21 protein-coding genes are annotated in these 25,523 nt (G+C 71.5%); 9 read left to right on the top strand and 12 right to left on the bottom strand.

From position 1 onward, the window contains the following. Positions 1–826 precede the first annotated feature (826 nt). Complete coding sequence (locus Dfulv_RS39755) at positions 827–2,551, bottom strand: NAD+ synthase (RefSeq protein ID WP_259858964.1); 1,725 nt, start codon at positions 2,549–2,551, stop codon at positions 827–829. A 152-nt stretch (positions 2,552–2,703) separates the two neighbouring features. On the opposite strand from Dfulv_RS39755, the gene glnA (Dfulv_RS39750) reads away from it, so the two are divergent. Then, positions 2,704–4,056, top strand: a complete 1,353-nt coding sequence (glnA, locus tag Dfulv_RS39750; protein ID WP_259858963.1) for a type I glutamate--ammonia ligase — start codon at positions 2,704–2,706, stop codon at positions 4,054–4,056. 19 nt (positions 4,057–4,075) lie between these two features. On the opposite strand, the gene Dfulv_RS39745 is transcribed toward glnA (Dfulv_RS39750), so the two are convergent. Further along, a complete protein-coding gene (locus tag Dfulv_RS39745; protein WP_259858962.1) occupies positions 4,076–4,969 on the bottom strand; it encodes a S66 peptidase family protein in 894 nt (297 codons plus the stop codon). An 18-nt stretch (positions 4,970–4,987) separates the two neighbouring features. Here Dfulv_RS39745 and Dfulv_RS39740 point away from each other — a divergent pair, with 18 nt between their 5' ends. Both Dfulv_RS39740 and Dfulv_RS39735 read left to right on the top strand, forming a co-directional pair. After that, positions 4,988–5,788: a type 1 glutamine amidotransferase gene (locus tag Dfulv_RS39740; protein WP_406567869.1), complete on the top strand. Its 801-nt coding sequence runs from the start codon at positions 4,988–4,990 to the stop codon at positions 5,786–5,788. Then, entirely contained in the window at positions 5,788–8,688 is a 2,901-nt protein-coding gene (locus Dfulv_RS39735; protein ID WP_259858961.1) for a bifunctional [glutamine synthetase] adenylyltransferase/[glutamine synthetase]-adenylyl-L-tyrosine phosphorylase, read from the top strand. The genes Dfulv_RS39740 and Dfulv_RS39735 overlap by 1 nt, the downstream gene beginning before the upstream one ends. A gap of 407 nt (positions 8,689–9,095) precedes the next feature. Here the strand turns inward: Dfulv_RS39735 and glnA (Dfulv_RS39730) are convergent, their stop codons facing one another. Beyond that, positions 9,096–10,520, bottom strand: coding sequence for a type I glutamate--ammonia ligase (gene glnA, locus Dfulv_RS39730; RefSeq protein ID WP_259858960.1), 1,425 nt, complete (start codon positions 10,518–10,520; stop codon positions 9,096–9,098). A gap of 149 nt (positions 10,521–10,669) precedes the next feature. Here glnA (Dfulv_RS39730) and Dfulv_RS39725 point away from each other — a divergent pair, with 149 nt between their 5' ends. Beyond that, positions 10,670–11,065, top strand: a complete 396-nt coding sequence (locus Dfulv_RS39725) for an RDD family protein (RefSeq protein ID WP_406567868.1) — start codon at positions 10,670–10,672, stop codon at positions 11,063–11,065. 25 nt (positions 11,066–11,090) lie between these two features. On the opposite strand, the gene Dfulv_RS39720 is transcribed toward Dfulv_RS39725, so the two are convergent. Together Dfulv_RS39720 and lipA are read right to left on the bottom strand one after the other, a co-directional pair. Continuing rightward, positions 11,091–11,792: a DUF4191 domain-containing protein gene (locus Dfulv_RS39720; protein ID WP_259858958.1), complete on the bottom strand. Its 702-nt coding sequence runs from the start codon at positions 11,790–11,792 to the stop codon at positions 11,091–11,093. A gap of 25 nt (positions 11,793–11,817) precedes the next feature. Beyond that, positions 11,818–12,753: a lipoyl synthase gene (gene lipA, locus Dfulv_RS39715; protein WP_259858957.1), complete on the bottom strand. Its 936-nt coding sequence runs from the start codon at positions 12,751–12,753 to the stop codon at positions 11,818–11,820. Between the two features lie 125 nt (positions 12,754–12,878). Here lipA and Dfulv_RS39710 point away from each other — a divergent pair, with 125 nt between their 5' ends. Further along, a complete protein-coding gene (locus Dfulv_RS39710; RefSeq protein ID WP_259858956.1) occupies positions 12,879–13,451 on the top strand; it encodes a DUF6928 family protein in 573 nt (190 codons plus the stop codon). On the opposite strand, the gene lipB is transcribed toward Dfulv_RS39710, so the two are convergent. The 4 genes from lipB to lpdA all read right to left on the bottom strand — a co-directional run bounded on the left by lipB (position 13,435) and on the right by lpdA (position 18,430). Further along, positions 13,435–14,067: a lipoyl(octanoyl) transferase LipB gene (lipB, locus tag Dfulv_RS39705; RefSeq protein WP_259858955.1), complete on the bottom strand. Its 633-nt coding sequence runs from the start codon at positions 14,065–14,067 to the stop codon at positions 13,435–13,437. The genes Dfulv_RS39710 and lipB overlap by 17 nt on opposite strands. Before the next feature lie 159 nt (positions 14,068–14,226). Next, entirely contained in the window at positions 14,227–15,117 is an 891-nt protein-coding gene (locus Dfulv_RS39700) for a TIGR01777 family oxidoreductase (protein WP_259858954.1), read from the bottom strand. A 91-nt stretch (positions 15,118–15,208) separates the two neighbouring features. Then, complete coding sequence (sucB, locus tag Dfulv_RS39695) at positions 15,209–16,981, bottom strand: 2-oxoglutarate dehydrogenase, E2 component, dihydrolipoamide succinyltransferase (RefSeq protein ID WP_259858953.1); 1,773 nt, start codon at positions 16,979–16,981, stop codon at positions 15,209–15,211. Positions 16,982–17,047: 66 nt separating this feature from the next. After that, positions 17,048–18,430: a dihydrolipoyl dehydrogenase gene (gene lpdA, locus Dfulv_RS39690; protein WP_259858952.1), complete on the bottom strand. Its 1,383-nt coding sequence runs from the start codon at positions 18,428–18,430 to the stop codon at positions 17,048–17,050. Between the two features lie 203 nt (positions 18,431–18,633). Here lpdA and Dfulv_RS39685 point away from each other — a divergent pair, with 203 nt between their 5' ends. Beyond that, a complete protein-coding gene (locus tag Dfulv_RS39685; protein WP_259858951.1) occupies positions 18,634–18,948 on the top strand; it encodes a hypothetical protein in 315 nt (104 codons plus the stop codon). Positions 18,949–18,961: 13 nt separating this feature from the next. Here Dfulv_RS39685 and Dfulv_RS39680 read toward each other — a convergent pair whose 3' ends face one another. Continuing rightward, complete coding sequence (locus Dfulv_RS39680) at positions 18,962–20,521, bottom strand: leucyl aminopeptidase (protein ID WP_259858950.1); 1,560 nt, start codon at positions 20,519–20,521, stop codon at positions 18,962–18,964. 119 nt (positions 20,522–20,640) lie between these two features. Between Dfulv_RS39680 and gcvT the strand changes: the two genes are divergently transcribed. Next, positions 20,641–21,738: a glycine cleavage system aminomethyltransferase GcvT gene (gene gcvT, locus Dfulv_RS39675; protein WP_259858949.1), complete on the top strand. Its 1,098-nt coding sequence runs from the start codon at positions 20,641–20,643 to the stop codon at positions 21,736–21,738. 75 nt (positions 21,739–21,813) lie between these two features. Here gcvT and Dfulv_RS39670 read toward each other — a convergent pair whose 3' ends face one another. Both Dfulv_RS39670 and Dfulv_RS39665 read right to left on the bottom strand, forming a co-directional pair. Beyond that, entirely contained in the window at positions 21,814–22,626 is an 813-nt protein-coding gene (locus tag Dfulv_RS39670; protein WP_259858948.1) for an adenosylcobinamide-GDP ribazoletransferase, read from the bottom strand. Further along, positions 22,614–24,398: a bifunctional adenosylcobinamide kinase/adenosylcobinamide-phosphate guanylyltransferase gene (locus tag Dfulv_RS39665; protein WP_259858947.1), complete on the bottom strand. Its 1,785-nt coding sequence runs from the start codon at positions 24,396–24,398 to the stop codon at positions 22,614–22,616. The genes Dfulv_RS39670 and Dfulv_RS39665 overlap by 13 nt, the downstream gene beginning before the upstream one ends. A gap of 106 nt (positions 24,399–24,504) precedes the next feature. Here Dfulv_RS39665 and Dfulv_RS39660 point away from each other — a divergent pair, with 106 nt between their 5' ends. After that, positions 24,505–24,705 carry a hypothetical protein gene (locus Dfulv_RS39660; protein ID WP_259858946.1) on the top strand — a complete coding sequence of 67 codons (201 nt, stop codon included), beginning with the start codon at positions 24,505–24,507 and terminating at the stop codon, positions 24,703–24,705. Positions 24,706–24,708: 3 nt separating this feature from the next. Further along, entirely contained in the window at positions 24,709–25,500 is a 792-nt protein-coding gene (locus Dfulv_RS39655) for a site-2 protease family protein (RefSeq protein WP_259858945.1), read from the top strand. Positions 25,501–25,523 lie beyond the last annotated feature (23 nt).

The raw sequence follows: 25,523 nt of genomic DNA, 5'->3' as shown, positions 1-25,523 counted from the left end.
CGATGTCCTCCTTGTTGGTCCTCGAGGCCCCATGCTGGGGTCCCCGGGCTGTCTTCCCTGATCGTCGCACCGCGATCGCCGGACCCGCAGGGCCGGATGCGATATTTCACAGCTCGGATCCGCTGGTGCGCGTCAGGGCCTGCGCGGTGGGTTTGCTCCTTTTGTCGGCAGCCCGTTCCGACCTCGGGCCGGTCTGCGGCGCCCCGGTCTCGCGCCCGGTGGGATGGTCGATTATATGGCAGTTTGTCCGAATGCAACGCTCACCTGTCGTGGCTTGCTCTGGCCGTGATCGCGGTAAGTTCACAATCTTCGAATCCGGGGACCGGGACTGCGGCGTGTGCGTGCTCGGGTTCGCCCCGCCCGTTACTCGCTGGTTCGGCCCGCCCGTCACTCGCTCATGATTGCGATTGGTTCGCAATCATGGAGGCGTGGGTTCTTGGCGGGCGCGTGTTCGGGTTCGGCCCGCTTGTTGCTCGCTCATGATTGCGATAAGTCCGCGATCATGGAGGTTAGGGGCGAGGGTGGGTGGCGTGTTCGCCGGCGTCACGGGTGCGGGGCGGCTCGACGGTGGCGCTCACGTTCGCTCGCCGCCGTCGTCGTCCATGATCGCGATAGGTTCGCGATTATGGGCGTTTGGCGCTCCAGAGGGCGAAGTGTCGGGCTCGGCCGTGGTCGAGAATGTTGACCTTGGTGGGAATCCGTGGCCAGGGGCACGGATTCCCACCAAGGTCAAGCTGGTTGGGACGTGATCGCGGTTAGTTCGCGATCTTCGAAGTCGGGAGCCGGCCGCAGGGCCTGGTCGCGCAGGGGGCGGAGCGAACGGGGCTCAGTGGGAGGGCTCGCGGAAGCGGTTCGTGATCGGCAGGCGGCGGTCGCGGCCGAACGCCTTGATCGAGATTTTCGTGCCCGGGGCGCTCTGCCGGCGTTTGTACTCCGCCAAGTCGACCATCCGCAGCGTGCGGTCCACCACCACCGGGTCGTGGCCCGCCGCCACCAGGTCGTCGCGGCCCAGGTCGCCGTCGACGTAGCCGGCCAGGATCGCGTCGAGCACCGCGTAGTCGGGCAGCGAGTCGGTGTCGAGCTGGCCCGGGCGCAGCTCGGCGCTCGGCGGTTTCACGATCGAGTTCTCCGGGATCGGCGGCACGTCGCCGCGGCGCTCGGCCTCCTCGTTGCGCCAGGTCGCCAGCCGCCAGACCAGCGTCTTCGGCACGTCCTTGATCGGGTTGAAGCCGCCGACCGAGTCGCCGTAGAGCGTCGAGTAGCCGACCGCGAGCTCGCTCTTGTTGCCCGTCGTCAGCACCAGGTGACCCTCCTGGTTCGACAGGGCCATGAGGATCACGCCGCGGACGCGCGCCTGCAGGTTCTCCACCGCGATCCCGGACAGGGACATGTTGGCCAGGAAGCCGTCGACCATGGGCTGGATCGGCTCCACGCGGTAGTCCAGGCCGGTGCGCCGGGCCAGGTCGGCCGCGTCGTCGCGGGAGTGCTCCGACGAGTGGCCGCTGGGCATCGAGACGCCGACCACGTTGGACGGGCCGATCGCGTCGCAGGCGATCGCGGCGACCACCGACGAGTCGATGCCGCCCGACAGGCCCAGGGCGACGCTGCGGAAGCCGTTCTTGCGCACGTAGTCGCGCAGGCCCAGCACGAGCGCCTGCCAGATCTCGGCCTCGTCGGTGATGCGGGCGGCGATCTCCGGCGGCGGTGCGGGCTGCTCGCTCGACGGGACGCTGTCCGAGATGTGGACGTTGACGACCCGCATCTCCGTTACCGGCACCGCGGGCGGAGTCGGTGCGGCGGCCGGCAGGTCCAGGTCGAGGACCATCAGGTGCTCGGCGAACTGCGGGGCGCGGGCGATGAGCGAGCCGTCCGGCCGTACGACCATCGAATCGCCGTCGAAGACCAGCTCGTCCTGCGCGCCGACGGTGTTGACGTACACCACGATCGCCTGTGCCTCGGCCGCCCGGCGGGCGACCAGGGCCAGACGGGTGTCGTCCTTGTTCAGCTCGTACGGCGAGCCGTTGATGTTCACCACCAGCCCGACGTGCGCGGCGGCGGCGATCGCGAACGGGCCGCCCTCCTGCCACAGGTCCTCGCAGATGGTGAGCGCGATGTCGATCCCGCCGACCCGGATCACGGTCAGCGTGTCACCGGGCTCGAAGTACCGGTCCTCGTCGAAGACGCCGTAGTTGGGCAGGTGGTGCTTGAAGTACGTGGCGACCTGGCCGCCGCGGTGCAGCACGGCCATCGCGTTGCGGGGGCCCACCTCGTCGGCGTCGAGGTAGCCCACCAGGACGACCGTCTCGCCGAGACCGTCCGCCTGCAGCCGCTCGGCCAGCTCGGCGACGGCGCGCTTGGAGGCGGCGACGAACGACTCCCGGAACACCAGGTCCTCGACCGGGTATCCGGTGAGCATCATCTCCGGGAAGGCGACCACGTGGGCACCGGCACCGGCGGCCTTGCTGGTCCAGCCGAGCACCAGGGCCGCGTTTCCGGCGATGTCGCCTACTGTCGGGTCGATCTGGGCGAGCGCGAGTCGCAACCGGGGCATGTACCAAGTGTGGACCACGCCGCCGGGCACTGCCGCTGTGACGTTCACTCCAGTGCCGGGCCGGATGGGCAGGTCCGGTAACTTGTGCGTAACACCACCGGGCGAGACTTGCCCGGATTGGCCATGACATCGCAGCTCGTGGGGGAACCACCGTGGATCGTCAGCAGGAGTTCGTGCTCCGCACGCTCGAAGAGCGGGACATCCGTTTTGTCCGGCTGTGGTTCACAGACGTGCTCGGCACGCTGAAGAGCGTCTCGGTCGCCCCGGCCGAGCTCGAGTCGGCCTTCGAGGAGGGCATCGGCTTCGACGGCTCGGCGATCCAGGGCTTCGCCCGGGTCTACGAGTCGGACATGGTCGCCATGCCCGACCCGACGACCTTCCAGGTCTTCCCCTTCGAGGGTGGCATGTCGGGTGAAAGTGCCCGCATGTTCTGCGACATCACGCTGCCCGACGGCTCCCCGTCCTGGGCCGACCCGCGCCACGTGCTGCGCCGGGCGCTGTCGCGGGCCGCCGAGAAGGGCTTCACTTTCTACACCCACCCCGAGATCGAGTTCTTCCTGCTCGAGTCGATGGGGGACAAGGGCTCCGTGCCGACCCCGGTCGACACCGGCGGTTACTTCGACCACACCACGCACGCCGTCGCCCGTGACTTCCGCCGCCAGGCCGTGCTGGCCCTGGAGCGGATCGGCATCTCGGTCGAGTTCAGCCACCACGAGGTCGCGCCCGGCCAGCAGGAGATCGACCTGCGGTATGCGGACGCGCTGACCACGGCGGACAACATCATGACGTTCCGGCACGTCATCAAGGAGGTCGCGCTCTCACACGGGGTGCACGCCACCTTCATGCCGAAGCCGTTCACCGAGCAGCCGGGCAGCGGCATGCACACGCATCTGTCGCTGTTCGAGGGCGAGCGCAACGCGTTCCACGACGCGAGCGACCCGATGAAGCTCTCCAAGGTCGGGCAGGCGTTCATCGCGGGGCTGCTGGTGCACGCCCGGGAGTACACGGCGATCACCAACCAGTGGGTGAACTCCTACAAGCGGCTCTTCCCGCAGACGGTGCCGAACCGGATCACCGAGTCGCCGGCGTATGTGTGCTGGGGCCACACCAACCGGTCCGCCCTGGTCCGCGTCCCCGCCTACGGCAAGCCGAACTCGGCCCGCGTCGAGGTGCGCTCGCTCGACTCGGCCTGCAACCCGTATCTCGCGTTCGCGGTCATGCTGGGCGCCGGGCTGCGGGGCATCGAGCAGGGCTACGAGCTGCCGTCCGGCGCCGAGGACGACGTCTGGGCGCTCACCGACGGCGAGCGGCGCGCCGCCGGCTACGAGTCGCTGCCGGAGAACCTCTCCCAGGCGCTCGACGTCATGGCGGGCTCGGAGCTGGTCGCCGAGGTGCTCGGCGAGCACGTCTTCGACTTCTTCCTGAAGAACAAGCGCACGGAGTGGGAGGAGTACCGCCGCGTCGTCACCCCGTTCGAGCGCGAGCGGTACCTCGGCATCATGTAGGACGTCAGCCGTAGCCACGTCAGTCGCCCTGGTACCGCTGCTCGCGACTTCGCAGCACACCTTGCCGGGTGTCGAGGATCGCGGGTGTGCCGACCACCACGGTCCGCTGCCCGAAGCCGTGGCCGATGGGCAGCCCGCCGAGGACCGGCCGGTCCAGGCTTGCCAGGCGTTCCAGCAGTACCTCCTGTGCCGTGACCGGGCGGTGGTCGGCGCACCCGGTGAACTGGCCCAGGGCGACACCCCTCACGCCGGCCAGCACCCCGGCGCGCAGGAGCTGTGTGAGCATGCGGTCGATGCGGTACGGCGCCTCGCCGACGTCCTCGAGGAGCAGGATCGCGCCGGACAGGTCGGGCATGTCCGGGGTGCCCAGCGTGGTGGCCAGCATGGTGAGGTTGCCGCCGAGCAGCGTCCCGCGCACCGGCTCGCCGTGGATGGTGGCCTCGTCGGTCTCCTGCCGGACGATCAGCTCGTCCGCGGTCATCAGCGCGGACCGGAGCGACAGCGCGGACGCCTCGGGCAGCCGGTCGTCGAACCACGCCGCCCCCGGCCCGTGGATCGACGGCAGGCGGGCGGTCCGCCACAGGGCGAGCTGGAGCGCGGTGATGTCGGAGAAGCCGACGACGTGTTTCGGCTCGCGGAGCCGCACACCGTCGACGATGCGCTGCATGCCGTAGCCGCCGCGCGTACAGACGACGGCACTGACCCGGGGGTCGGCGAGGGCGTTGTTGAGGTCGTCGAGCCGGTCCCGGTCGCTGCCGGCGAGGTAACCGGCCTCGGCGAAGACGTGCTTGCCGAGTTCGACCCGCAGACCCCAGCCCTCCAGGAGCTCGATGCCGCGGGCCACGCGGTCGGGCCGCGTCGGGCCGGACGGCGACACGAGCCGGACGACGTCACCGGGTTCGAGTGGACGCACGGTCGTTATTGTCGGTGGGTGACGATCGAAGGTACTCCCCGGGGGAACGTGGCGCTGGTCGTCGAGAACGACCCGACCGACGACGCGCGGCGGCTCGGCGACTGGCTGACCGGCGGCGGACTCACCCTCGACGTGGTGCGGCCGCACGCCGGTGACCCGCTCCCCGCCGACCTGGACGGTTATGCCGCGCTCGTGGTGATGGGCGGCGAGCAGGACGCCTTCCCCGGCGAGTCCGGCGAGCGCGCCTCGCCCTGGTTCGACGCCCTCGAAGGGCTGCTGCGCAAGGCGGTCCGGCACAAGGTACCGACGCTGGCCGTCTGTCTCGGCGCGCAGCTGCTCGCACAGGCGCACGGCGGTACGGTCGAGCGGAGCACCGAGGGGCCGGAGATCGGCGTCAAACTGGTCGCCCGCCGCGACGTCGCCGACAACGACCCGATCTTCGCCGCCGTCCCGTTCGCGCCCGACGTGCTCCAGTGGCATCGCGACACGATCGTCGAGCTGCCGGTCAACGCGGTGCTGCTCGCCGCCTCCACGCACTATCCGGTGCAGGCGTTCCGGGTCGGCGGCTCCGCCTGGGGCCTGCAGTTCCACATCGAGTGCGACACCGAGATGTTCGCCGCCTGGGCGATGGACGGCGTGGCGACGCTCGCGGACCTCGGCATCGACCCGATCGAGATGCTGGAGCAGGTCGACGCCGCCCAGGACGACGTCGCGGAGGTCTGGCGGCCGTTCGCGGAACGGTTCGCGGCCGTCGCGCTCGGCCGCACCCCGCACGGTGAGGGCGGCCAGCGCTCACTGCCCCTGCTGGGACCGCGCTGATGCCGAGCCACCTCGCGCGGTTCGGGTTCACCGACAACGCGCGCACCGAGGCGATGACCGGCCCCGACGGCCTGCGCCTGTGGGACGCCGCGGCACGCAAGCCGGTCGACGACGACGCCGTGGCCGTGCTCGACAGCCTGTACTTCGCCGCCGACCCCGACCTCGCGCTGTTCCAGCTGCACCGGCTGTTCGAGGCGGCGGGGGAGGAGGTGCGCACCGCGATCATCGAGGACAAGGCGGTGCGCCGCCGCCTCATCGGCGTGCTCGGCGTCTCCGCGACCCTCGGCGACCTCCTCGTCGCCAACCCTGACGAGTGGCGCGAACTGCAGGGCGAGCAGAACAAGCGGCCGGCCGGCTACGCGACCCGCGACGTGTCGACGGTGCCGTTGCTGCGCAGTGCGTACCGGCGGGAGTTGCTGCGGATCGTCGCCGCCGACCTGACGGGCGCGGCGGACGTCGAGGTCACCATGCAGCGCCTGACCGAACTGGCGGACGCGACCCTGGTGGCCGCGCTCGGCATCGCCACGGGCGAGAAGGACGTTTCCGGGGTGTGCCGGCTCGCCGTCATCGCGATGGGCAAGTGCGGCGGCCGGGAGCTCAACTACGTCAGCGACGTCGACGTCGTGTTCGTCGCCGAGCCGGCGGCGGAGGGCGTCGACACCGAGACCGCGATGCGGGCCGGCAGTGCCCTGGCCGCCCGCATGATGGAGATCTGCGGTGTCGTCGCCTGGCCCGTCGACGCGGCCCTGCGCCCCGAGGGCAGCCGCGGCGCACTCGTGCGGACGGTCGCCTCGCACCTCGCGTACTACCACAAGTGGGCGAAGACCTGGGAGTTCCAGGCGCTGCTGAAGGCCCGTCCGGCCGCCGGCGACCTGACCCTCGGCGAGGAGTGGCTCGCCGCGCTCCAGCCGCTGATCTGGTCGGCCGCCGAGCGTCCCGAGGCCGTCGACGAGGTGCGTGCCATGCGGCGGCGCATCATCGAGGCCATCCCGCGGGACGAGGTCGAGCGCGAGATCAAGCGCGGCCCGGGCGGGCTGCGTGACATCGAGTTCGCCGTGCAACTGCTCCAGCTCGTCCACGGCCGGGCCGACGAGTCGCTGCGGACACCCACGACACTCGCCGGGCTGCGCGCGCTCATCGAGGGCGGGTACGTCGGGCTCGCGGACGGCGAGGCGCTGCTCCGGGCGTACCGCTTCCTCCGGGTCGTCGAACACCGCCTCCAGCTGCAACGGCTGCGCCGCACCCACACCGTCCCCGACGACACGTCGGCCCTGCGTTGGCTCGCGCACGCCCTCGGCTACCGCCCGAGCGCCGCCCGGGACGCGGTCGAGTCGTTTCGCACCGAGTGGGTCCGCCACTCCGGCGAGGTGCGGCGGCTGCACGCCAAGCTGTTCTACCGGCCGCTGCTGGAGGCCGTCGCCCGCGTGCCCAGCGAACAGCTCCGGCTCACCCCGGACGCGGCCCGTGCCCGCCTGGCCGCGCTCGGCTTCGCCGACCCGGCCGGCGCGCTGCGCCACCTGCAGTCCCTCACCGGCGGCGTGTCCCGCACCGCGGCCATCCAGCGGCAGCTGCTGCCGGCGCTGCTCAGCGAGTTCGCCGACGCACCCGAGCCGGACCGCGGCCTGCTGGCCTACCGGCAGGTGTCGGAGAAGGCCGGCAACACCCCGTGGTACCTGCGGCTGCTGCGCGACGAGGGCCCGATCGCGTTCCGGCTGGCCCGCCTGCTCGCCCTGTCGCGATACGTCACCGAGCTGCTCGTCCACGACCCTGAGGCCCTGCGGCTCCTCGCCGACGACACGGAGCTCGTGCCGCGCAGCGCCGAAGTGCTCACCGAGGGCTTCGCAGCGGCCGCCGACCGGCACGACGATCCCGAGACGGCGATCAACGCGGTGCGTGCGCTGCGCCGGCGGGAGCTGTTCCGCATCGCCTGCGCCGACCTGCTCGGCCTCCTCGACGTGGAGGAGGTCGGCACGGCCCTGTCCGCCGTCATCGACGCGACTCTGCGCGCCACGCTGGGCGTGACGTCGTCCGCGGTCGCGCCGCTGCCGTTCGCCATCATCGGCATGGGCCGCCTCGGCGGTCACGAGACCAGCTATCCCTCCGACGCCGACGTCCTTTTCGTCTACGAGGCCCCGCCCGGCATGGCCGACGACGCCGCCAGCGGCGTGGCCCTGACGGTGGCCGAGGAGCTCCGCCGGCTGCTGGCCCGCCCGGCACCCGACCCGCCGCTCGGCGTGGACGCGGACCTGCGACCGGAGGGCCGCCAGGGCCCGCTGGTGCGCAGCCTGGGCGCCTATCAGCAGTACTACGCCCGCTGGTCGAAGGTCTGGGAGGCGCAGGCCCTGCTGCGGGCCCGGTTCGTGGCCGGTGACGCCGGCCTGGCGGCGCGGTTCCTGGAGTTGGCGGACGCCAAGCGCTACCCGGCGGGCGGCCTGACCCGGGACCAGATCCAGGAGATCCGCCGCCTGAAGGCCCGGGTCGACAGCGAGCGCCTCCCGCGCGGCGCCGACCCGACCACCCACACGAAGCTGGGCCGCGGCGGCCTGGCCGATGTGGAGTGGACGGTGCAGCTGCTCCAGCTGCACCACGGCGCGGCGGTGCCGGCGCTGCGCACCCCGCGGACGCTGGAGGCACTGTCGGCGGCCGAGGCGGCGGGCCTGGTGGACCCGGCGGACGCGGCGGCCCTGAAGGCGGCCTGGCGCCAGGCGTCGACGGTGCGCAACCTGCTGACCCTGGTCCGCGGCCGGGCCACCGACCAGCTCCCGCGGCAGGGCCCCGACCTGGCCGCCGCGGCCCGGGTGCTGGGCCGGGGGATGGAGCCGCAGGAGTTCCTGGACGAGTACCTCCGAGTGGCCCGCCACGGCCGCCAGTCCACGGAGCGAGTGTTCAACGCCATCTGACCCTGCCCCACCTCAGCGCCGTGCCGTCCGGCTCGGACGGCGCCGTGGCGGTGCGGGTCCTTCTGTCAAGCGGTGCCGCGCCGCGCGCCCAGCCGTGCCCTGGCGGTGCCGGGCAGCGGCGTCGTGCGGGGCAGCCGGGCTCCGCGCTTGGCCTGACCCGGGCTCCTTGAGCATCGGAAACATCCGGCTGTCCAGGCAACCCGAAGTTTCCCTTGATCTACGAACCGCAGCCGCACCGCCCAGCCAGGCCCGACCGCCGCACCCGTGATCGCGAACTTGCCGCGATCACGGCCACAAACCGATCGGCATCCAAGCGCCACGCGACGTGGTGAACGCGGCTGGGGCGACCACAGCGGAACGGCCCGCCCCCGAACCGGGGACGGGCCGTTCGCAGACCTGTGACAGGGTCACACGTCGTAGTACATCGCGAACTCGTGCGGGGTCGGGCGCAGGCGGACCGGGTCGACCTCGTTGATGCGCTTGTACGAGATCCAGGTGTCCACCAGGTCCTGCGTGAAGACGCCGCCCTCGAGCAGGAAGCCGTGGTCGGCCTCCAGCGAGTCGAGCACCTCCGGCAGGGAGCCGGGGACCTGCTTGACGTTGGCGACCTCCTCCGGCGGAAGGTCGTACAGGTCCTTGTCGATCGGCGCCGGCGGCTCGATCTTGTTCTTGATGCCGTCGAGGCCGGCCATGAGCATCGCCGAGAAGGCGAGGTACACGTTGGCCGACGGGTCCGGCACGCGGAACTCGACGCGCTTGGCCTTCGCGTTGGTGCCCGTCACCGGGATACGGGTGCAGGCGGAGCGGTTGCGCTGCGAGTACACCAGGTTGACCGGGGCCTCGTAGCCGGGAACCAGGCGGCGGTACGAGTTGACCGTCGGGTTGGTGAAGGCCAGCAGCGACGGCGCGTGGTGCAGCAGACCGCCGATGTACCAGCGGGCGGTGTCCGACAGGCCGCCGTAGCCGGCCTCGTCGTAGAACAGCGGCTCGCCGCCCAGCCACAGCGACTGGTGCGTGTGCATGCCGGACCCGTTGTCGCCGAACAGCGGCTTGGGCATGAACGTCGCCGTCTTGCCGGCGGCCCAGGCGGTGTTCTTCACGATGTACTTGAACAGCTGGAGCTGGTCACCGGAGTGCAGCAGCGTCGAGAACTTGTAGTTGATCTCGGCCTGGCCGGCGGTGCCGACCTCGTGGTGCGACCGCTCGACCTCGAAGCCCGCGCTCAGCAGCCGCTGGACGATCTGGTCACGCAGGTCGGCGTAGTGGTCGACCGGCGGGACCGGGAAGTAGCCGCCCTTGTAGGCGGTCTTGTAGCCGCGGTTGCCGCCCGGCTCGTCCTTGCCGGAGTTCCACCAGCCCTCGATCGAGTCGATGTAGTAGTAGGCCTGGTTCGCCGAGGTCTCGTGGCGGATCGAGTCGAAGATGTAGAACTCCGCCTCGGGGCCGAAGTAGGCCGTGTCGGCGATCCCGCTCGACTTGAGGTAGGCCTCCGCCTTCTTCGCCACGTTGCGCGGGTCACGCGAGTAGGCCTCGCGGGTGAACGGGTCGTGGATGAAGAAGTTCAGCGCGAGGGTCTTCTCGATCCGGAACGGGTCGATGAAGGCCGACGTCGGGTCCGGGAGCAGCAACATGTCCGACTCGTGGATCGCCTGGAAGCCACGGATGGACGAGCCGTCGAAGGCCAGCCCCTCGCTGAACACCTTCTCGTCGAACGACTCCACCGGGACGTTGAAGTGCTGCATCACGCCCGGCAGGTCACAGAAGCGCACGTCGACGAAGCGGACGCCTTCGTCCTTCACGTATCGCAGCAGCTCGTCAGAATTGGCGAACACTCGTCCTCCAGGTCGCAGGCATAACCAGTCTGATGATCACTTCAGTGTGAAGGTGGCTGGTTGGTCGCGACCGTAGAACCGTGCGATTGCCCCGGCATGTCCCGACTGTTTCCGCTGTGTTTCGCGGATCGTGATTCAGCCGATCATCGATGCTGTTCAGTTGGGTAGTCTGGGCCTCCGTGGAACTCACTCCGGCCCCGCTCGCGCGACGTTTCGGCGCGCTCGTCATCGACTGGCTGCTGTGCCTGCTCATCGCGGGTGCGATCGCGGATCCGGTTCGAGAGCCGTGGATCGCCCCAGGGATCCTCGTCGTTGAATATGCGCTGTTTCTTGGATTCTTCGGGCAGACCGTCGGCATGAAACTCATGCGGATCCGCGTCGTGTCAATCGTCACAGGCGGCGTGATCGGCGTGCCACGCGCCCTTCTGCGCGGAGTCGTCCTGCTTCCGCTCGTCACCGCGCTGATCCTGGACCGGCAGCAGCGCGGCCTGCACGACAAAGCGGCCGGCTCGATCGTGGTGTCGACCGAGCCGACCGCTCAATAGCTCAACGAGCGGCGGCCGTGCGGGCTCAGCGGCCGCGCATCGCCTTGAACGCGCCCTTCGGCGGCTTCATGTTCTTCGGCATGGCGCCCCGCGGCATCTGCGGGCGGGCCGACAGGGCCTTGAGCCGCTTGTCGAGGGAGTTGACGTCCTTGCCGGTGATGGTGCGCGGCAGCCGGATGAGCGTGCTGCGCACCTTGGCGAGCGGCAGCTGCCCCTCGTCGTTGCCGATGACGTAGTCGCGCAGGTCGGCGTTGCCGATGACCTTGATCAGCCGGCGGCGCTCCTGGTTGATCAGGCCGCGGACCCGGCTGGGGTTGCCCTCGCCGAGCAGGATCACGCCGGGCCGCCCGATGACCAGGTGCACCATGTCGAACTGGGTGGTGGACGCCACGGCGGGGGTCACCCGCCAGTCACCGCGCATGTTCTCGATGATCGAGGCGGCCGCACCGGGCTGGCCCTCGGCCTCCTTCATCATCGCCTTCTGCGAGCGGAGGTTGAGCACGATGACCGTGCCCAGCAGCGCCAGCAGGATGCCCAGCGGCAGCCAGATCCAGGAGATGACGCCGAAGCCGAAGAGGAGCCCGACCGCGACCAGCGGCACGAGCACCACCGCCACCACGAGGGGCACGAACAGCTTGTCGCGCTTCGCGGTGAACGAGAACACCATGCCGATCTGCTTCAGGCGGGTGAAGAACCCGACCTTCTCCGGCTCCTGGGCCTTTGCCATACCTGAAGAGTCTAGTGGGAGGACATCAAGCCTTCAGCGCCCGGCTGTCCAGCGCCTGACGGTACAGGCGGCCGGCCCGGTACGAGGAGCGGACCAGCGGGCCGCTGAGCACGCCGGCGAAGCCGATCTGCTCGGCCTCTTCGCGCAGCTCAACGAACTCCTCCGGCTTGACCCACCGCTCCACCGGATGGTGCCGGGGCGACGGCCGCAGGTACTGCGTGATCGTCACCAGCTCGCAACCGGCCGCGTGCAGGTCCTTCAGCGCCTGCGTGACCTCGCCGCGCTCCTCGCCCATGCCGAGGATCAGGTTCGACTTGGTGACCAGGCCGGCCGCGCGGGCCTGGGTCAGCACGTCGAGCGAGCGGTCGTAGCGGAACGCGGGCCGGATCCGCTTGAAGATCCGCGGCACGGTCTCGACGTTGTGCGCGAGCACCTCGGGCCGGGCGGCGAAGACCTCGTCGAGCAGCGCGGGCTCGCCGTTGAAGTCGGGGATCAGCAGCTCGACGCCGCAGCCCTCGACCAGGCCGTGGATCTGCCGGACGGTCTCGGCGTAGAGCCACGCGCCGCCGTCGGGCAGGTCGTCGCGGGCGACACCGGTCACGGTCGCATACCTCAGCCCCATCGTCGCCACCGACTCGGCGACCCGGCGCGGCTCGTCCGCGTCGAACTCGGCCGGCTTGCCGGTGTCGATCTGGCAGAAGTCGCAGCGGCGGGTGCACTGGTCGCCACCGATGAGGAACGTCGCCTCGCGGTCTTCCCAGCATTCGTAGATGTTGGGACAGCCGGCTTCCTGGCAGACCGTGTGGAGGCCCTCGCGCTGGACGAGGCCCCGCAGGTGCGTGTATTCAGGGCCCATCTTCGCCGAGACCTTGATCCACGGCGGTTTGCGCTCGATCGGCGTCTCCGCGTTTCGCGCTTCGATGCGCAACAGACGGCGCCCTTCTGGAACAACGGCGGTCACAACCCGAAGACTACGCCGCGCAGTTGCCCGAGTGCTGGGAACGCGATTGACGTCACGTTCGCGCCGGCTGCGAATGGAGCGGACCGTGAGGTTTCTGAATACCGCTGATCGGTAACCACCGAAGCGTGGCGCTCAACGACACGCTGCTGGCGTTCGCCGACGGCAACCCCATCGACGTCCTGCGGGCCTGCCCGGTGCTGGACAAACCCGCCACCCGCGCGCTCGCCGAGCGCCTGTTCCCGGGTGCGACGGTGGATGAGATCGGCGACGTGCTGCTCGTCGACGCGATGGACCCGCCCGAGGACGTGGTCCACGTGGGCTGTTTCGGCACCGTCGACCTGGTCTGCAGCTGGCGGCTGACGCCCAGGCGTCCCTCCGAGCTCGACCCCGTGGTGCTGTCGGCCTCCGAGCGCCGCAACGTGCTGTTGCACACCGCACACTGCGCGGCCGGCTGGTGCAGCTACGGCCTCTGGCGCGACGGCACCCGGGTGCGCGCGCTGAGCCGCTGCGGCGACCCCGGCGTCTGCGAGGACGAGGGTGAGCGCCTGCCCTTCGAGGGCGACGGCGGCGACGAGGAACTGTGCTGCCGGTCGCTGCTGGGGCTCTTCGGCTTCCGGTGCGCGGACGAGGGCCGGATCGACGACGTCGACCCGGAGCTCATCCCGGTGGTCGCCTACCGGGTCAGTACAGCTTCCTGATGTGCCGCTCGACGATCGGCAGGATCTCCTCGACCGTCACGTCGCGGCCGAGTTCCGCCGAGAGCGACGTCACGCCCGCGTCCCGGATGCCGCACGGCACGAAGATGTCGTACCGCGAGAGGTCGCAGTCGGCGTTGATGGCGAAGCCGTGCAGCGTCACCCCGCGCGCGACCCGGATGCCGATCGCGGCGACCTTGCGGTCGGGCCCGCGCTCGTCCGCGGCGACCCAGACGCCGCTGCGCCCCTCGACCCGCACCGTGGCCAGGCCCAGCTCGGCGCACACGTCGATGAGCACCTGCTCCATGCGCCGCACGTAGGCGACCACGTCGATCGGGTCGGGCAGCTTGACGATCGGGTAGCCCACCAACTGGCCGGGCCCGTGCCAGGTGATCTTCCCGCCACGGTCGACGTCGATCACCGGCGTCCCGTCGAACGGGCGGTCCTCCGGCTCGGTCCGCTTGCCGGCCGTGTAGACGCTCGGATGCTCCAGCAGCAGCACCGTGTCGGGTGCTTCGCCGTTGGCGACGGCCTCATGGATCCGTCGCTGTTCCGCCAGGGCCACCTCGTAGTCGACGACGCCGGCCCGGACGACGTGAAGGTCGAGAACGCTCGTCACGAATGCAGCGTAACCCCGCAGGCCGGCCAACACGCCAGCGCCGGAATGTGTGGTTTCCGGACATAGTGGTGCGTCGAAGTTCACACCTGGCGTGGTGCTCCCCACAAACCGTCAGGAAGGGCACCGCCATGCCCCGGAAGTTGCGCTGGATCCCCGGGACTAGGCGTTCACCGCCACGGCCATGGCCTCGTCGATCGTCCGGTGCCGGAACGGGAAGCCCTCCCGGGTCAGCACGCCCGGCAGCACCCGCTGACTGACCAGCGCCTCACCGGCGAACTCGCCCAGCACCGCCTGGAGCGCGAACCCCGGCACGGGGAACAGGTTCGGGCGGTGCAGCTGCCGGGCCAGCGCGGCGGAGAACTCGGCGTTGGTGACCGGATCGGGACCGGTGAGGTTCACCGGCCCCGACACGTCGGCGTCGAGCAGATACGTCACGGCGGCCAGCCAGTCCGGGACGGAGATCCACGGCAGGTACTGCCGGCCGCTGCCCATCCGGCCCCCGGCGAAGAGCTTGAACTGCAGGTACAGCGGCTTGAGCAGGCCGCCGTCGCGGGCCAGCGGCAGGCCCGTGCGCAGCAGGACGACCCGCGTCCCGGCGTCCTCCGCCGGCACGGTCGCGGCCTCCCACACCTTGCACAGGTCGGCCAGGAACCCGTCACCCGCGGGTGACTGCTCGTCGACGGCCCGGTCGCCCGTGTCGCCGTAGTAGCCGACGGCGGAGGAGTTGAGCAGCACCCGTGGGCGTGGCTCGGCCGCGGCGATCGCCCTGGCCAGGGTGGTCGTGGTGTCGATCCGGCTGTCGACGAGCACCTTCTTGTACGCCGCGGTCCAGCGCTTGTCGCCGACCCCGGCACCGGCCAGGTTGATCACCGCGTCGGCGGCCGACACCACGGCCGTGTCGACCATCCCGGCCATCGGGTCCCACCACACCTCACCCGCGTTGCGGGCCGGTCGGCGGACCAGCTGGGTGACCTGGTGCCCGGACGAGCGCAGGTGCGGGATGAGCCGCTGGCCGAGGAACCCGGACGCTCCCGCGATCAGGATCTGCATATGGTCATCTTGCCCAATCACCACCCGGGTACCACAAAAACGACGCGGCGGCGGGATGGGGTGACCCCTCCCGCCGCGGCGCCGTCGTGTGCTACAGGCCCAGGTCGGCCTCGAAGTTGCCGGCCTCCAGGCGCTCCTTCACGGTGGTGAGGAAGCGCGCGGCGTCGGCGCCGTCGACGATCCGGTGGTCGTACGACAGGGCCAGGTAGACCATCGACCGCGGCACGATGACCTCGCCGAGCTCCGGGTCCTTGACCACGACGGCCCGCTTGACGACCGCGCCGGTGCCGAGGATCGCGACCTGCGGCTGGTTGATGATCGGCGTGTCGAACAGCGCGCCCCGGCTGCCGGTGTTGGTCAGCGTGAACGTGCCGCCGGTGATGTCGTCGGGGTTGAGCTTGTTGTTGCGGGTGCGGTCCGCCACGTCGGCGATGCGCTTGGCCAGGCCGCCGAGGTTGAGGTCGCCGGCGTTCTTGATGACCGGGACGATCAGGCCCTTCTCGGTGTCGACCGCCATGCCGAGGTGCTCGGCGTCGTGGTACGTGACGGTGCCCGCCTCCAGGTCGATCGAGGAGTTCACCGACGGGTGCACCCGCAGGGCCTCGACCGCCGCCAGCGCGAAGAACGGCAGGAACGACAGCTTCACGCCGTGCGTCTCGAGGAACTGCTGCTTGGCCTTCTCCCGCAGCTTCGCCACCTTGGTGACGTCGACCTCGACGACGGTGGTGAGCTGCGCCGAGATCTGCAGCGACTCCACCATCCGCCGCGCGATCAGCGCCCGCATGCGGGTCAGCTTCTGCGTCTGGCCGCGCAGCGGGCTCGGCGCCGCCTTCGGGGCCGCCTTGGCCGGGGCGGGCGCCTGGACGGCCGCCGGAGCCTCGGCCGGCTTGGCCGCGGCCTCCTTCGCCTTGGCCGCGGCGTCGAGGACGTCCTGCTTGCGGATCCGCCCGCCGACGCCTGTGCCGGACAGCGTCGAGAGGCTCACGCCGTGCTCGGCGGCGAGCTTGCGCACCAGCGGCGTGACGTAACCGGCCTCGTCGCCCTCGACCTTGCCGTTGCCGCTGGGGGCCGCCGTCACGCTGGTGGGCGGGCCGGCCTGCACCGGCGCCTTGGCCGCGGGCTGCGGCTCGGCCGGCTGCTGTACGGGCCGGGCCTCCGCAGCCGGCGCGTGCTGGGCCGGCTGCTCCGCCTTCGCGGGCTCCGCCTTGGCCGGGGCCGGCTCGGCCTTCGCGGCCGGGGCCGCACCCGCGGCGCCGATCGTGGCCAGCTCGGCGCCGACCTCGACCGTCTCGTCCTCCGGGACCTTGATCTCGAGCAGGGTGCCGGAGACCGGCGACGGGATCTCCGTGTCGACCTTGTCGGTGGAGACCTCGAGCAGCGGCTCGTCGGCCTCGACCTGGTCGCCGACCTGCTTGAGCCAGCGGGTGACGGTGCCCTCGGTGACGCTCTCGCCCAGCGCCGGCATCTTCACCGGCGTGGTCTCGCCACCGCCCGCGGCGGGCGGCTCCGCGGCCGGGGCGGCGGCCTGCGGCTCCGGCTCGGCCTCCTGCGGGGCCTCCTCCTGCGGCGCCTCTTCCGCCTCCTGGGCGGGTGCGGCCGCGGCCGGGGCGGCCTCGCCGCCGCCGGCGCTGTCGCCGATCACCGCGAGCTCGGCGCCGACCTCAGCGGTCTCGTCCTCCTGCACGACGATGCGCGTCAGCACGCCGGCGGCCGGTGACGGGATCTCCGTGTCGACCTTGTCGGTGGAGACCTCGAGCAGCGGCTCGTCGGCCTCGACCTGGTCGCCTTCCTGCTTGAGCCAACGGGTGACGGTGCCCTCGGTGACGCTCTCGCCCAGCCGGGGCATGGTTACCGATACCGGCATGTGAAACGACTCCTCGAAACTGTTGCTCTGAAAATGTGCTGACAGTGGGCGGTCGGGTGCCAGTGATCAGTGAACGTGCAGCGGCTTGCCGGCCAGCGCCAGATGCGCTTCGCCGAGTGCCTCGTTCTGCGTGGGGTGCATGTGCACGAGCGGGGCGACGTCGCCCGGGAACGCCTCCCAGTTGTAGATCAACTGGGCTTCACCGATCAGTTCGCTCACCCGGCTGCCCACCATGTGGACACCCACGACCGGGCCGTCCTGGACCCGGACCAGCTTCACGAAGCCGGCCGTCTTGAGGATCTGGCTCTTGCCGTTGCCGGTGAGGTCGTACTGCACCGTCTCGATCTTGTCGCCGTGCAGCTCGCGGGCCTTGGACTCGTTGAGCCCGACCGACGCGACCTCGGGCTCGGAATACGTCACCCGGGGGATGCCGGCCTCGTCGATGACCTGCGGGTGCAGGCCGGCGATCTCCTCGGCGACGAAGATGCCCTGCTGGAAGCCGCGGTGCGCGAGCTGGACGCCCGGCACGATGTCGCCGACGGCGTAGACGTTGGGCACCGAGGTGCGCAGGCGCTCGTCCGTGAGGACGAAGCCGCGCTCCATTTTGACGCCCTGCTCCTCGTAGCCGAGGTTGGCGGTCGTCGGGCCGCGGCCGACGGCGACGAGCAGCAGCTCCGCCTCGATCGTGTCGCCGCCCTGGATGGACACCTTCACGCCGCTGTCGGTGCGCTCGACGCCCTCGAAGGGCTTGCCCACCTTGAACGCGATGCCGCGCTTGCGGAACGCGCGCTCCAGCGCCTTGGAGCTGGCCTCGTCCTCGACCGCGAGCAGCCGCGGGAGCGCCTCGACGATCGTCACGTCGACGCCGAACGACTTCCACGCGCTGGCGAACTCGCAGCCGATGACGCCGCCGCCGAGAACCACGGCCGACGCGGGCACGTGGTCGAGGCCGAGCGCGTGCTCGCTGGTGATGACCCGCTCGCCGTCGACCACCAGGCCCGGGAGCGTCTTCGAGTAGGAGCCCGTGGCGAGCACGATGTTCTTCGCCGTGTACCGCGTGCCGCCGACCTCGACGGCGTCCGCCGCGACGAGGCGGCCCTCGCCCTCGATCAGCTGGACCTTGCGGGCCTTGGCCAGGCCCTGCAGGCCCTTGTACAGCTTCGTGACCACGCCGTCCTTGTAGGCGTTGACCGCCTTCATGTCGACGCCGCTGAACGTGGCCTGGACGCCGAACTGCTCCGCCTCACGGGCCGCGTCGGCGACCTCGCCGGCGTGCAGCAGGGCCTTGGTGGGGATGCAGCCGCGGTGCAGGCAGGTGCCGCCGAGCTTGTCCTTCTCGACCAGCGCGACGGACAGGCCGAGCTGCGCGGCACGGAACGCTGCCGCGTAGCCGCCGCTGCCCCCGCCCAGGATCAGGACGTCGAAGGAGTTGGCGTGTGGGTCGCTCACGGATTCTCCCAGGTGATGCACGGGCCCCGGCGGCCCGTGGCGGTGCGAATGCGGGGTTCGCCCTTCGCATGACGATCCTTGGCCATCTTGTCACTTGTACTGCCCGCCTGCGACGGTAGGTGCCCTACCAGCGTGACGGGGGCACTGCAAACGTGCCCTCCCGTCGTACGCTGGGCGGCGAACTGACAGGGGAGGAGCGGATCGTGGCGTGGTTTCGCCGACGCAGGCCGGCAGCCGGTGGGCGCACCGCGAGCCGTGAGGATCTTGCCCATCTCGAGGAGTTCGTCCGCTCGCGCCGCGGCGTCGAGGGCTTCATCGAGCCCCGCACGACCGTGACGGAGACGACACTCCTGCTGATCGCGCACGACGGGGAGTGGACCCGCCGGCGCATGGAAAGCCCTCAGGCGGCGCGCCAGTTCGCGCACCGCCTGAGCATGCCGATCTACGATGTCGCGCTGGTGGGCTATCCGCAGCGGATGCGGGACTACAACGCCCGCAACAAGCGCTCCACCACCTGACGCGGCCGGCCGCCTACCGCTCGGCGGCGATCTCCTCCACCAGTTCGACGAGCGTGCGCACCGGCACGCCCGTGCCGCCCTTGGACCAGTAGCCGAAGGGCTCACCGGAGTGGTAGCTCGGCCCGGCGATGTCGATGTGCGCCCACTGGACACCCTCGGTCACGAACTCGGACAGGAACACGCCGCCCTGGAGCATGTGACCGGCCCGGTCCATGCCCGAGTTGACCTGTGAGATGTCGGCCACGTCCGACTCCATGCCCTTGCGCACGTCCTCGGGCAGCGGCATCGGCCACACCGGCTCGCCGGTCCGCTCGCCGGCGCCGCGGACCCGCTCGCACAGCTCCGGCGTGCCCATGACCCCGGAGATCCGCTTGCCGAGGGCGATGACCTGGCCGCCGGTGAGCGTCGAGACCTCGAACAGGTAGTCGGGCTCGTCCTCGCACGCCCGGGCGATCGCGTCGCCGAGGACCATGCGGCCCTCGGCGTCGGTGTTGAGCACCTCGACCTGCTTGCCGTTGTACATCGAGACGACGTCGCCCGGCCGGTACGCACTGCCGGAGGCCATGTTCTCCGCCATCGGCGCGTAGCCGACCACGGCGACCTTCGGCTTGAGCTGTGCGATCGCGATCATGGCGGCGGCGACGGCCGCGGCGCCGGACATGTCGGACTTCATCTCCCACATGCCCGCGGCGGGCTTGATCGAGACGCCGCCGGTGTCGAACGTGATGCCCTTGCCGACCAGCGCCACCCGCCGGGTCGCCCCGGCCGGCTCGTAGGCGATCCGCACCAGCCGCGGCGCGGCGGCCGAGCCCAGGCCGACCGCGAGGATGCCGCCGTACCCCTGCTTCGCCAGCGCCTTCTCGTCCAGCACCGACACCTCGAGCGAGGCCTCCGCGGCGGCCGCGGCCACCGAGTCGGCGAACTGGGGCGGGCGGAGCTCGTTGGGGGCGGTGTTGATCCAGTCACGGGTGCGGGCCACGGCGGCGGCGACCGTCGTGGAGCGCTTCAGGGCCGCCTTCGCCGCCTTGGCGCCGGCGTCGGGGACGTGGATCACAGCCTTACGCACCGGGTCGCGCCGGCCGGCCGCGGGCTTCGTCTTGTAGCCCGCGAAGCGGTAGGCGCCGAGCACGGCGCCCTCGGCGACCGCGCGGACGCCCGCGGTCAGTTCCTCGTCGGTGGGCGTGTCGCGGTCCGACAGTGGCAGCACGAGGGCCATCGAGGCCGACCCCGCGAGGGCCCGGGCCGCCGACCCGGCCGCGCGGCGCAGCGTCTCCGCCGCCGGCGCGGCGCCCGCCGGCTCCGGGCCGAGCCCGACCGCGACCACCAGCGGCGCGGTGACGGCACCGAACGCGGCGACCTTCGTCACCTCGCCCACCGCGCCGGTCGCGCCGAGCACACGTAGGGTCTCGGCCAGCCCGCCGCCCGGTCGGTCGCTGAACGCGGCGGCGACGCTCTCCGCGCCTGAGGCGAGCAGCAACTTGGCGTCACCCCCCTCATGCGCATAGACGCCGACGACAACGGCGTCGACGGCGAGCTCGGCAGGGTCGGTGTCGACGAGGGTCAGGGAGGTCACTCGGGCTCCACATCGCTGATGGTGTCGTTCACGGCATTTCGACCGCGGCGTTGACCGCAGCTCCAGCATGCCGCCGAATCGGGTGCTGGACACGATAACCAACGCGATAGGTTGCGGGCATGACGCAACCCTTGCGGCACCCCGCGTTGTATCACCGCCATGCGGCGCTCGGTGCCAAATTCGCGGCGTTCGGTGGCTGGGAGATGCCGTTGGAATACGCCGGCGGCGGCGTGCTCAAGGAGCACGCCGCGGTCCGGGAGGACGTCGGCGTGTTCGACGTGTCGCACCTGGGTAAGGCCCGGGTGCGCGGTCGCGGCGCCGCGGCGTTCGTCAACCGGTGCCTCAGCAACGACCTGGACCGCATCGCGGCCGGCCAGGCGCAGTACACCCTGTGCCTCGACGATGCCGGGGGCGTGGTGGACGATCTCATCGCGTACCGGTTCGGCGACGACGACGTGTTCCTCATCCCGAACGCGGCCAACACCGCCGAGGTGGTCCGCCGGCTCACCGCGGCCGCGCCCAACGGCATCTCGGTCGTCGACCAGCACGAGCTCTTCGCGGTGCTCGCGGTGCAGGGCCCGCGCTCGGCGGAGCTGCTGGCGTCCCTCGGCCTGCCGACCGACCACGACTACATGAGCTTCACCGTCTCCGCCTACCGGGGCACCGACGTCGTCGTCTGCCGCACCGGGTACACCGGCGAGCACGGATACGAGCTGGTCGTACCGTCACACGACGCGCACACGCTGTGGGACGCCCTCGTCGAAGGCGGGGTCCGCCCCTGCGGCCTGGCGGCCCGGGACACCCTCCGGACGGAGATGGGCTACCCCCTGCACGGCCAGGACCTGTCCCTCGACATCACGCCGGTCCAGGCGCGGGCCGGGTGGGCCGTGGGGTGGTCGAAGCCGGCCTTCTGGGGCCGCGAGGCGCTCCTGGCGGAGAAGGCCGAAGGCCCCCGCCGCCTCCTGTGGGGCATCGAGGCCATGGACCGCGGCATCCCGCGGGCCCACATGCGGGTCCTGGCGGCCTCGGGCGACGACACGATCGGCGAGGTGACGAGCGGCACGTTCTCCCCCACCCGCAAGGTGGGCATCGGGCTGGCCCTGATCGACACCGCGTCGGGTGTGACCGAGGGCGACGAGGTCGCACTGGACGTCCGGGGCCGCCGCTCCCAGGTCCGCGTGGTGAAGCCCCCGTTCGTGAAGTCCTCGGTCCGCTGACCTCGCCCGGCCCGGCTGCCCGCTGCGGTTGTCAGCGGGCCCGGATGCCGGGACGGCCGGCCGCACGGAGGCCCGTCACGCCTGGTGGCCGATGGCCAGCACCACCAGGGCGGTCATCGTCGACAGCTCGATCGCGCCGCCCATGATGTCGCCCGTCACGCCGCCCAGACGGCGGCGGGCGTGGGCGGTCAGCAGCCACGCGACGGCCACCGCGCCGGCCACGGCGAGCGGGCCGAGCCACGGGTGGGCCAGAGCGGCCAGGGCGGCCGTGGCCAGGACCGTCACCGCCAGCAGCGGGCCGCCGATCGTCCCGGCGACCAGGGCGCCGAGGCCGTCCGGGCGGGCGGCCGGCAGGCCCCGGCGGCAGGCCACCGTGGCGGCCAGCCGGCCGGCGGCGAAGGCCGCCGCCACCGCCACGAGCCCGTGCACCCCGGCCGGAAGGCCCTCGGACCAGCCGCCGAGCCGGCCCGAACCGCCATCTGTCGGACCGCCTGCCGGGCCCAGCAACGAGGTGACCGCGGCCGCCTCGATCAGGAGCACCATCGCGATCGCGGCCACGCCGAAGGGGCCGATGTCCGATTTTTTCATGATTGCCAGGGCTTTTTCCGCGGTACCGTACGAGCCCAGGCCGTCAGCCGTGTCGGCCAGGCCGTCGACATGCAGGCCTCGGGTGAGCAGGACGGCCAGGGCCACCACGATCGCGGCCGCCAGCAGCGGCGTCGCACCCGCCGCCCGCGCGGCCCAGCCGATCAGGCCCAGGAGGGCGCCGAGGAGGGCGCCCACCAGCGGGGCCAGGGCCATCGCCGTGCGGGCCGTGGGACGGTCGAACCGGTCGGCCCGCAGCGGCGCGACCGTGAACAGCGTGAGGGCGAGTCTCAGTCCTCCCACGACGGCTTCACGTACGGCATCTCCGCGGTCGGCGAATCGGCCACGACCCGCTGGATCTCCGCCTCGATCCGCTCCTGCTCGGTCAGCCCCTCGTCGGCGGGCGTGGCCGCCTGGGCGCGCGGGGTGGCCGCGGCGATGGTCAGGGCGGTGTTGACCAGCGGCAGCGTGGCCAGGGCCGTCGCGCCCTCACCCAGACCGAGCTTGAGCTGCAGGAACGGGGTGATGCCGAGCACGTCGGCGGCGAGTTTCACGGTCGGGTTGTCGCCGTGGTCGGGCATCAGCAGCCAGTGGCGGGTCTGCGCGCCGTAGTCCCGGGCCACCAGGCCGGCCGCGATCCCGACCGGCCCGTCGACCATGACCGGCAGCCGCCGGGACGCGGCGCCGATGAGGATGCCGGTCGCCACCGCGATGTCGCCGCCGCCGAGCATCGACAGGATGGCGTGCGGGTCGCGGCTGCGGGCCCGGATCCGGTGCCGGGCATCGCGGATCGCGGCGACCTTGCGCATCCAGGCCTCGTCGTCGACGAACCCGGCCGCGTTGACGACCCGCCCGAGCAGGGCGGCCGGCTCGCCGCCGGTGAGCACCGCCACGAGGGCCGCGGCCGCCGCGTCGGAGCCGGCGCCGCAGGAGCCCACGATCAGCAGGTCGACACCCTCGTTGGCGGCCGCGTCGGCGAGCCGCCAGCCGAGCGTCAGCGCGGCGTCGACGCTGTTGTCGTCGAGCGCGTCGTGGAGCTCGGCCGGGCCGCTCTCGGGGCAGTCGATGGCCTGGACGCTGGCGCCGGCGGTCGCGGCGAGCATCGCGAGCGTGCCGGTGCCCTCGACGACGTCCTCGAGCCGCTGGTCGGCGGCGGCCGCCGAGTCGCCGGCCGCGAACGCGCCCGCACGGTCGCCGCGCAGCACCAGGACCCGGGGCTGCTGCCAGGGCCGCGGGTCGGGCCGGCCCTGCGCGCCGCCGGCGAACCGAACGACCGGCAGCAGGCCGCCGAGGCCGGCGCCGTTGAGCCGGAGCGTCAGCAGCCGCTCCACCGCCTCGGCCGCGGTCGACTCGTCCGGCAGCGGCAGCTCCAGGCCGGGGGAGAAGGACAGCATGTCGCCGCTGTCGGCGGTGGACAGCACCGCCCCCGCGGTCGCGCCCTCGAAGACGAACGGGGTCTCGTCACGTACCGGTGCGGCGGCCACCGGAACGGGTGCCTGCTCCCGCCCGCCCGCGTGGCCGACCAGCTCGCCGCCGCGCAGCCAGTTGACCTCACCGGCCACGACCATGGCGACGCCGTCGCAGGCCGCCGCGACGCGTTGGTTGAGCAGTCCGTTGGCGTCGGCGAAGGTGCGGCCGGACTCCGTCATCGGCATGACGGTCAGGCCCACCTCGGTGCCGACCAGCACCAGCAGGGCCGCCGGGCAGGCGCGGACCGCGTCGGCGAGCGCGCCGATCCGGGTGTCGCCCGCGGACGGGTCCGACCAGTCGCCGGCCGCGTCGTAGACCGCACTCAGCCAGCCGCCCAGGTCGTCGACCAGGACGACGTCCTCCGGCTTCGCGCCGGTGAGCAGATCCGCCAGCAGGTCCGGCTCGGTGCCCACCTCCTCGGTCCGCCAGTGCTCCGGGCGCCGGGCGCGATGCGCGGCGATCCGCGCCGACCAGCCCTCGTCGGGAGTCTCGCCGTGCACCTCGGGCGCCGTCGCGACATACCGCACCCGCTCGGCGTCGGCGACGAGCGCCTCCGCCACTTCCGACTTCCCGGACCGGATTCCTCCGAGCACCAGCAACCGCATGCCGCCACTCTAGAGGCCCTCCGTGTACTTTCCGGTGGCCGGAGTCCGCTGACGGCCGTGAGGCCGATACGCTCGAAGTCATCTACCTGGGACGGGAGTGTGACCAATGGCGTGGACGTGGCAGTTCGAAGACGCCGAGCGGCGGCCGATCGATGGTCCGAACGAGGCGTTTTCCAGCCAGTCCGACGCGGAGTCGTGGCTCGGTCAGACCTGGCGGGAGCTGGTGGCCAAGGGCGCGACGACGGCGATCCTCACGGAGGACGACCGCACGGAGTACAAGATGAGCCTGCTACCCGCGGGGGGCTGACACGTGTCGTACGGTCGATACACCGACCGGGTCGCAAGGCTGCCGCGTGAGGCGTTCCGCCCCAGCCCGATCTTCCTCGGGCTGGTCGTGCTGTTCGTCGTCACCGGCTGGATGACCTGGGCCGGGTTCGGCAATCTCAAGATCAACGTGTTCATGTTCGTCGCGGCCGGCTGGACCATCTCGCTGTGCCTGCACGAATACGCCCACGCGGTCGTCGCGTTCAAGGGCGGCGACCACGACATCGCCCACCGCGGCTACCTGACGCTCGACCCGCTCAAATACACTCATCCACTGCTGTCGATCGTTCTGCCGCTGGTGTTCGTGCTCCTCGGCGGCATCGGCCTGCCCGGCGGCGCGGTGTGGGTCAACCACGCGGCGGTGCGCAGCCGGTTCGTCGACAGCCTGATCAGCTTCGCCGGCCCGGCGACGAACCTGCTCCTGGCCGTCGTGCTGGTCCTGCCGTTCAGCCTGGGCGTGGCCGAGAGCAGCCACCTCGAGTTCTGGGCGGCGCTGGCGTTCCTGGCGTTCCTCCAGCTGACCGCGAGCGTGCTCAACTTCGTGCCGATGCCGGGCGTCGACGGCGGCAACCTGCTCTACCCGTGGCTGTCCCCGCAGTGGCAGCGCGGCTTCAACCACGTGGCGCCCTACGGCATGCTTCTGCTCATCGCGCTGCTCTGGTCGCCGGTGATCAACGCCTGGTTCTTCGGCGGGGTCCAGTGGATCGGTGATGTGCTGGGCATGCCCTCGAACTATGTCAGCATGGGTTACGGCCTCTTCAAGTTCTGGTCCTTCTGAGAAGGGGCCGGCCCGCGCCGGCC

The organism is Dactylosporangium fulvum, assembly GCF_025137375.1.
GTDB classification, from domain to species: domain Bacteria; phylum Actinomycetota; class Actinomycetes; order Mycobacteriales; family Micromonosporaceae; genus Dactylosporangium; species Dactylosporangium fulvum.
Note: the sequence above shows the minus strand (reverse complement) of the source record. Positions and strands in the feature narration are given on the sequence as shown.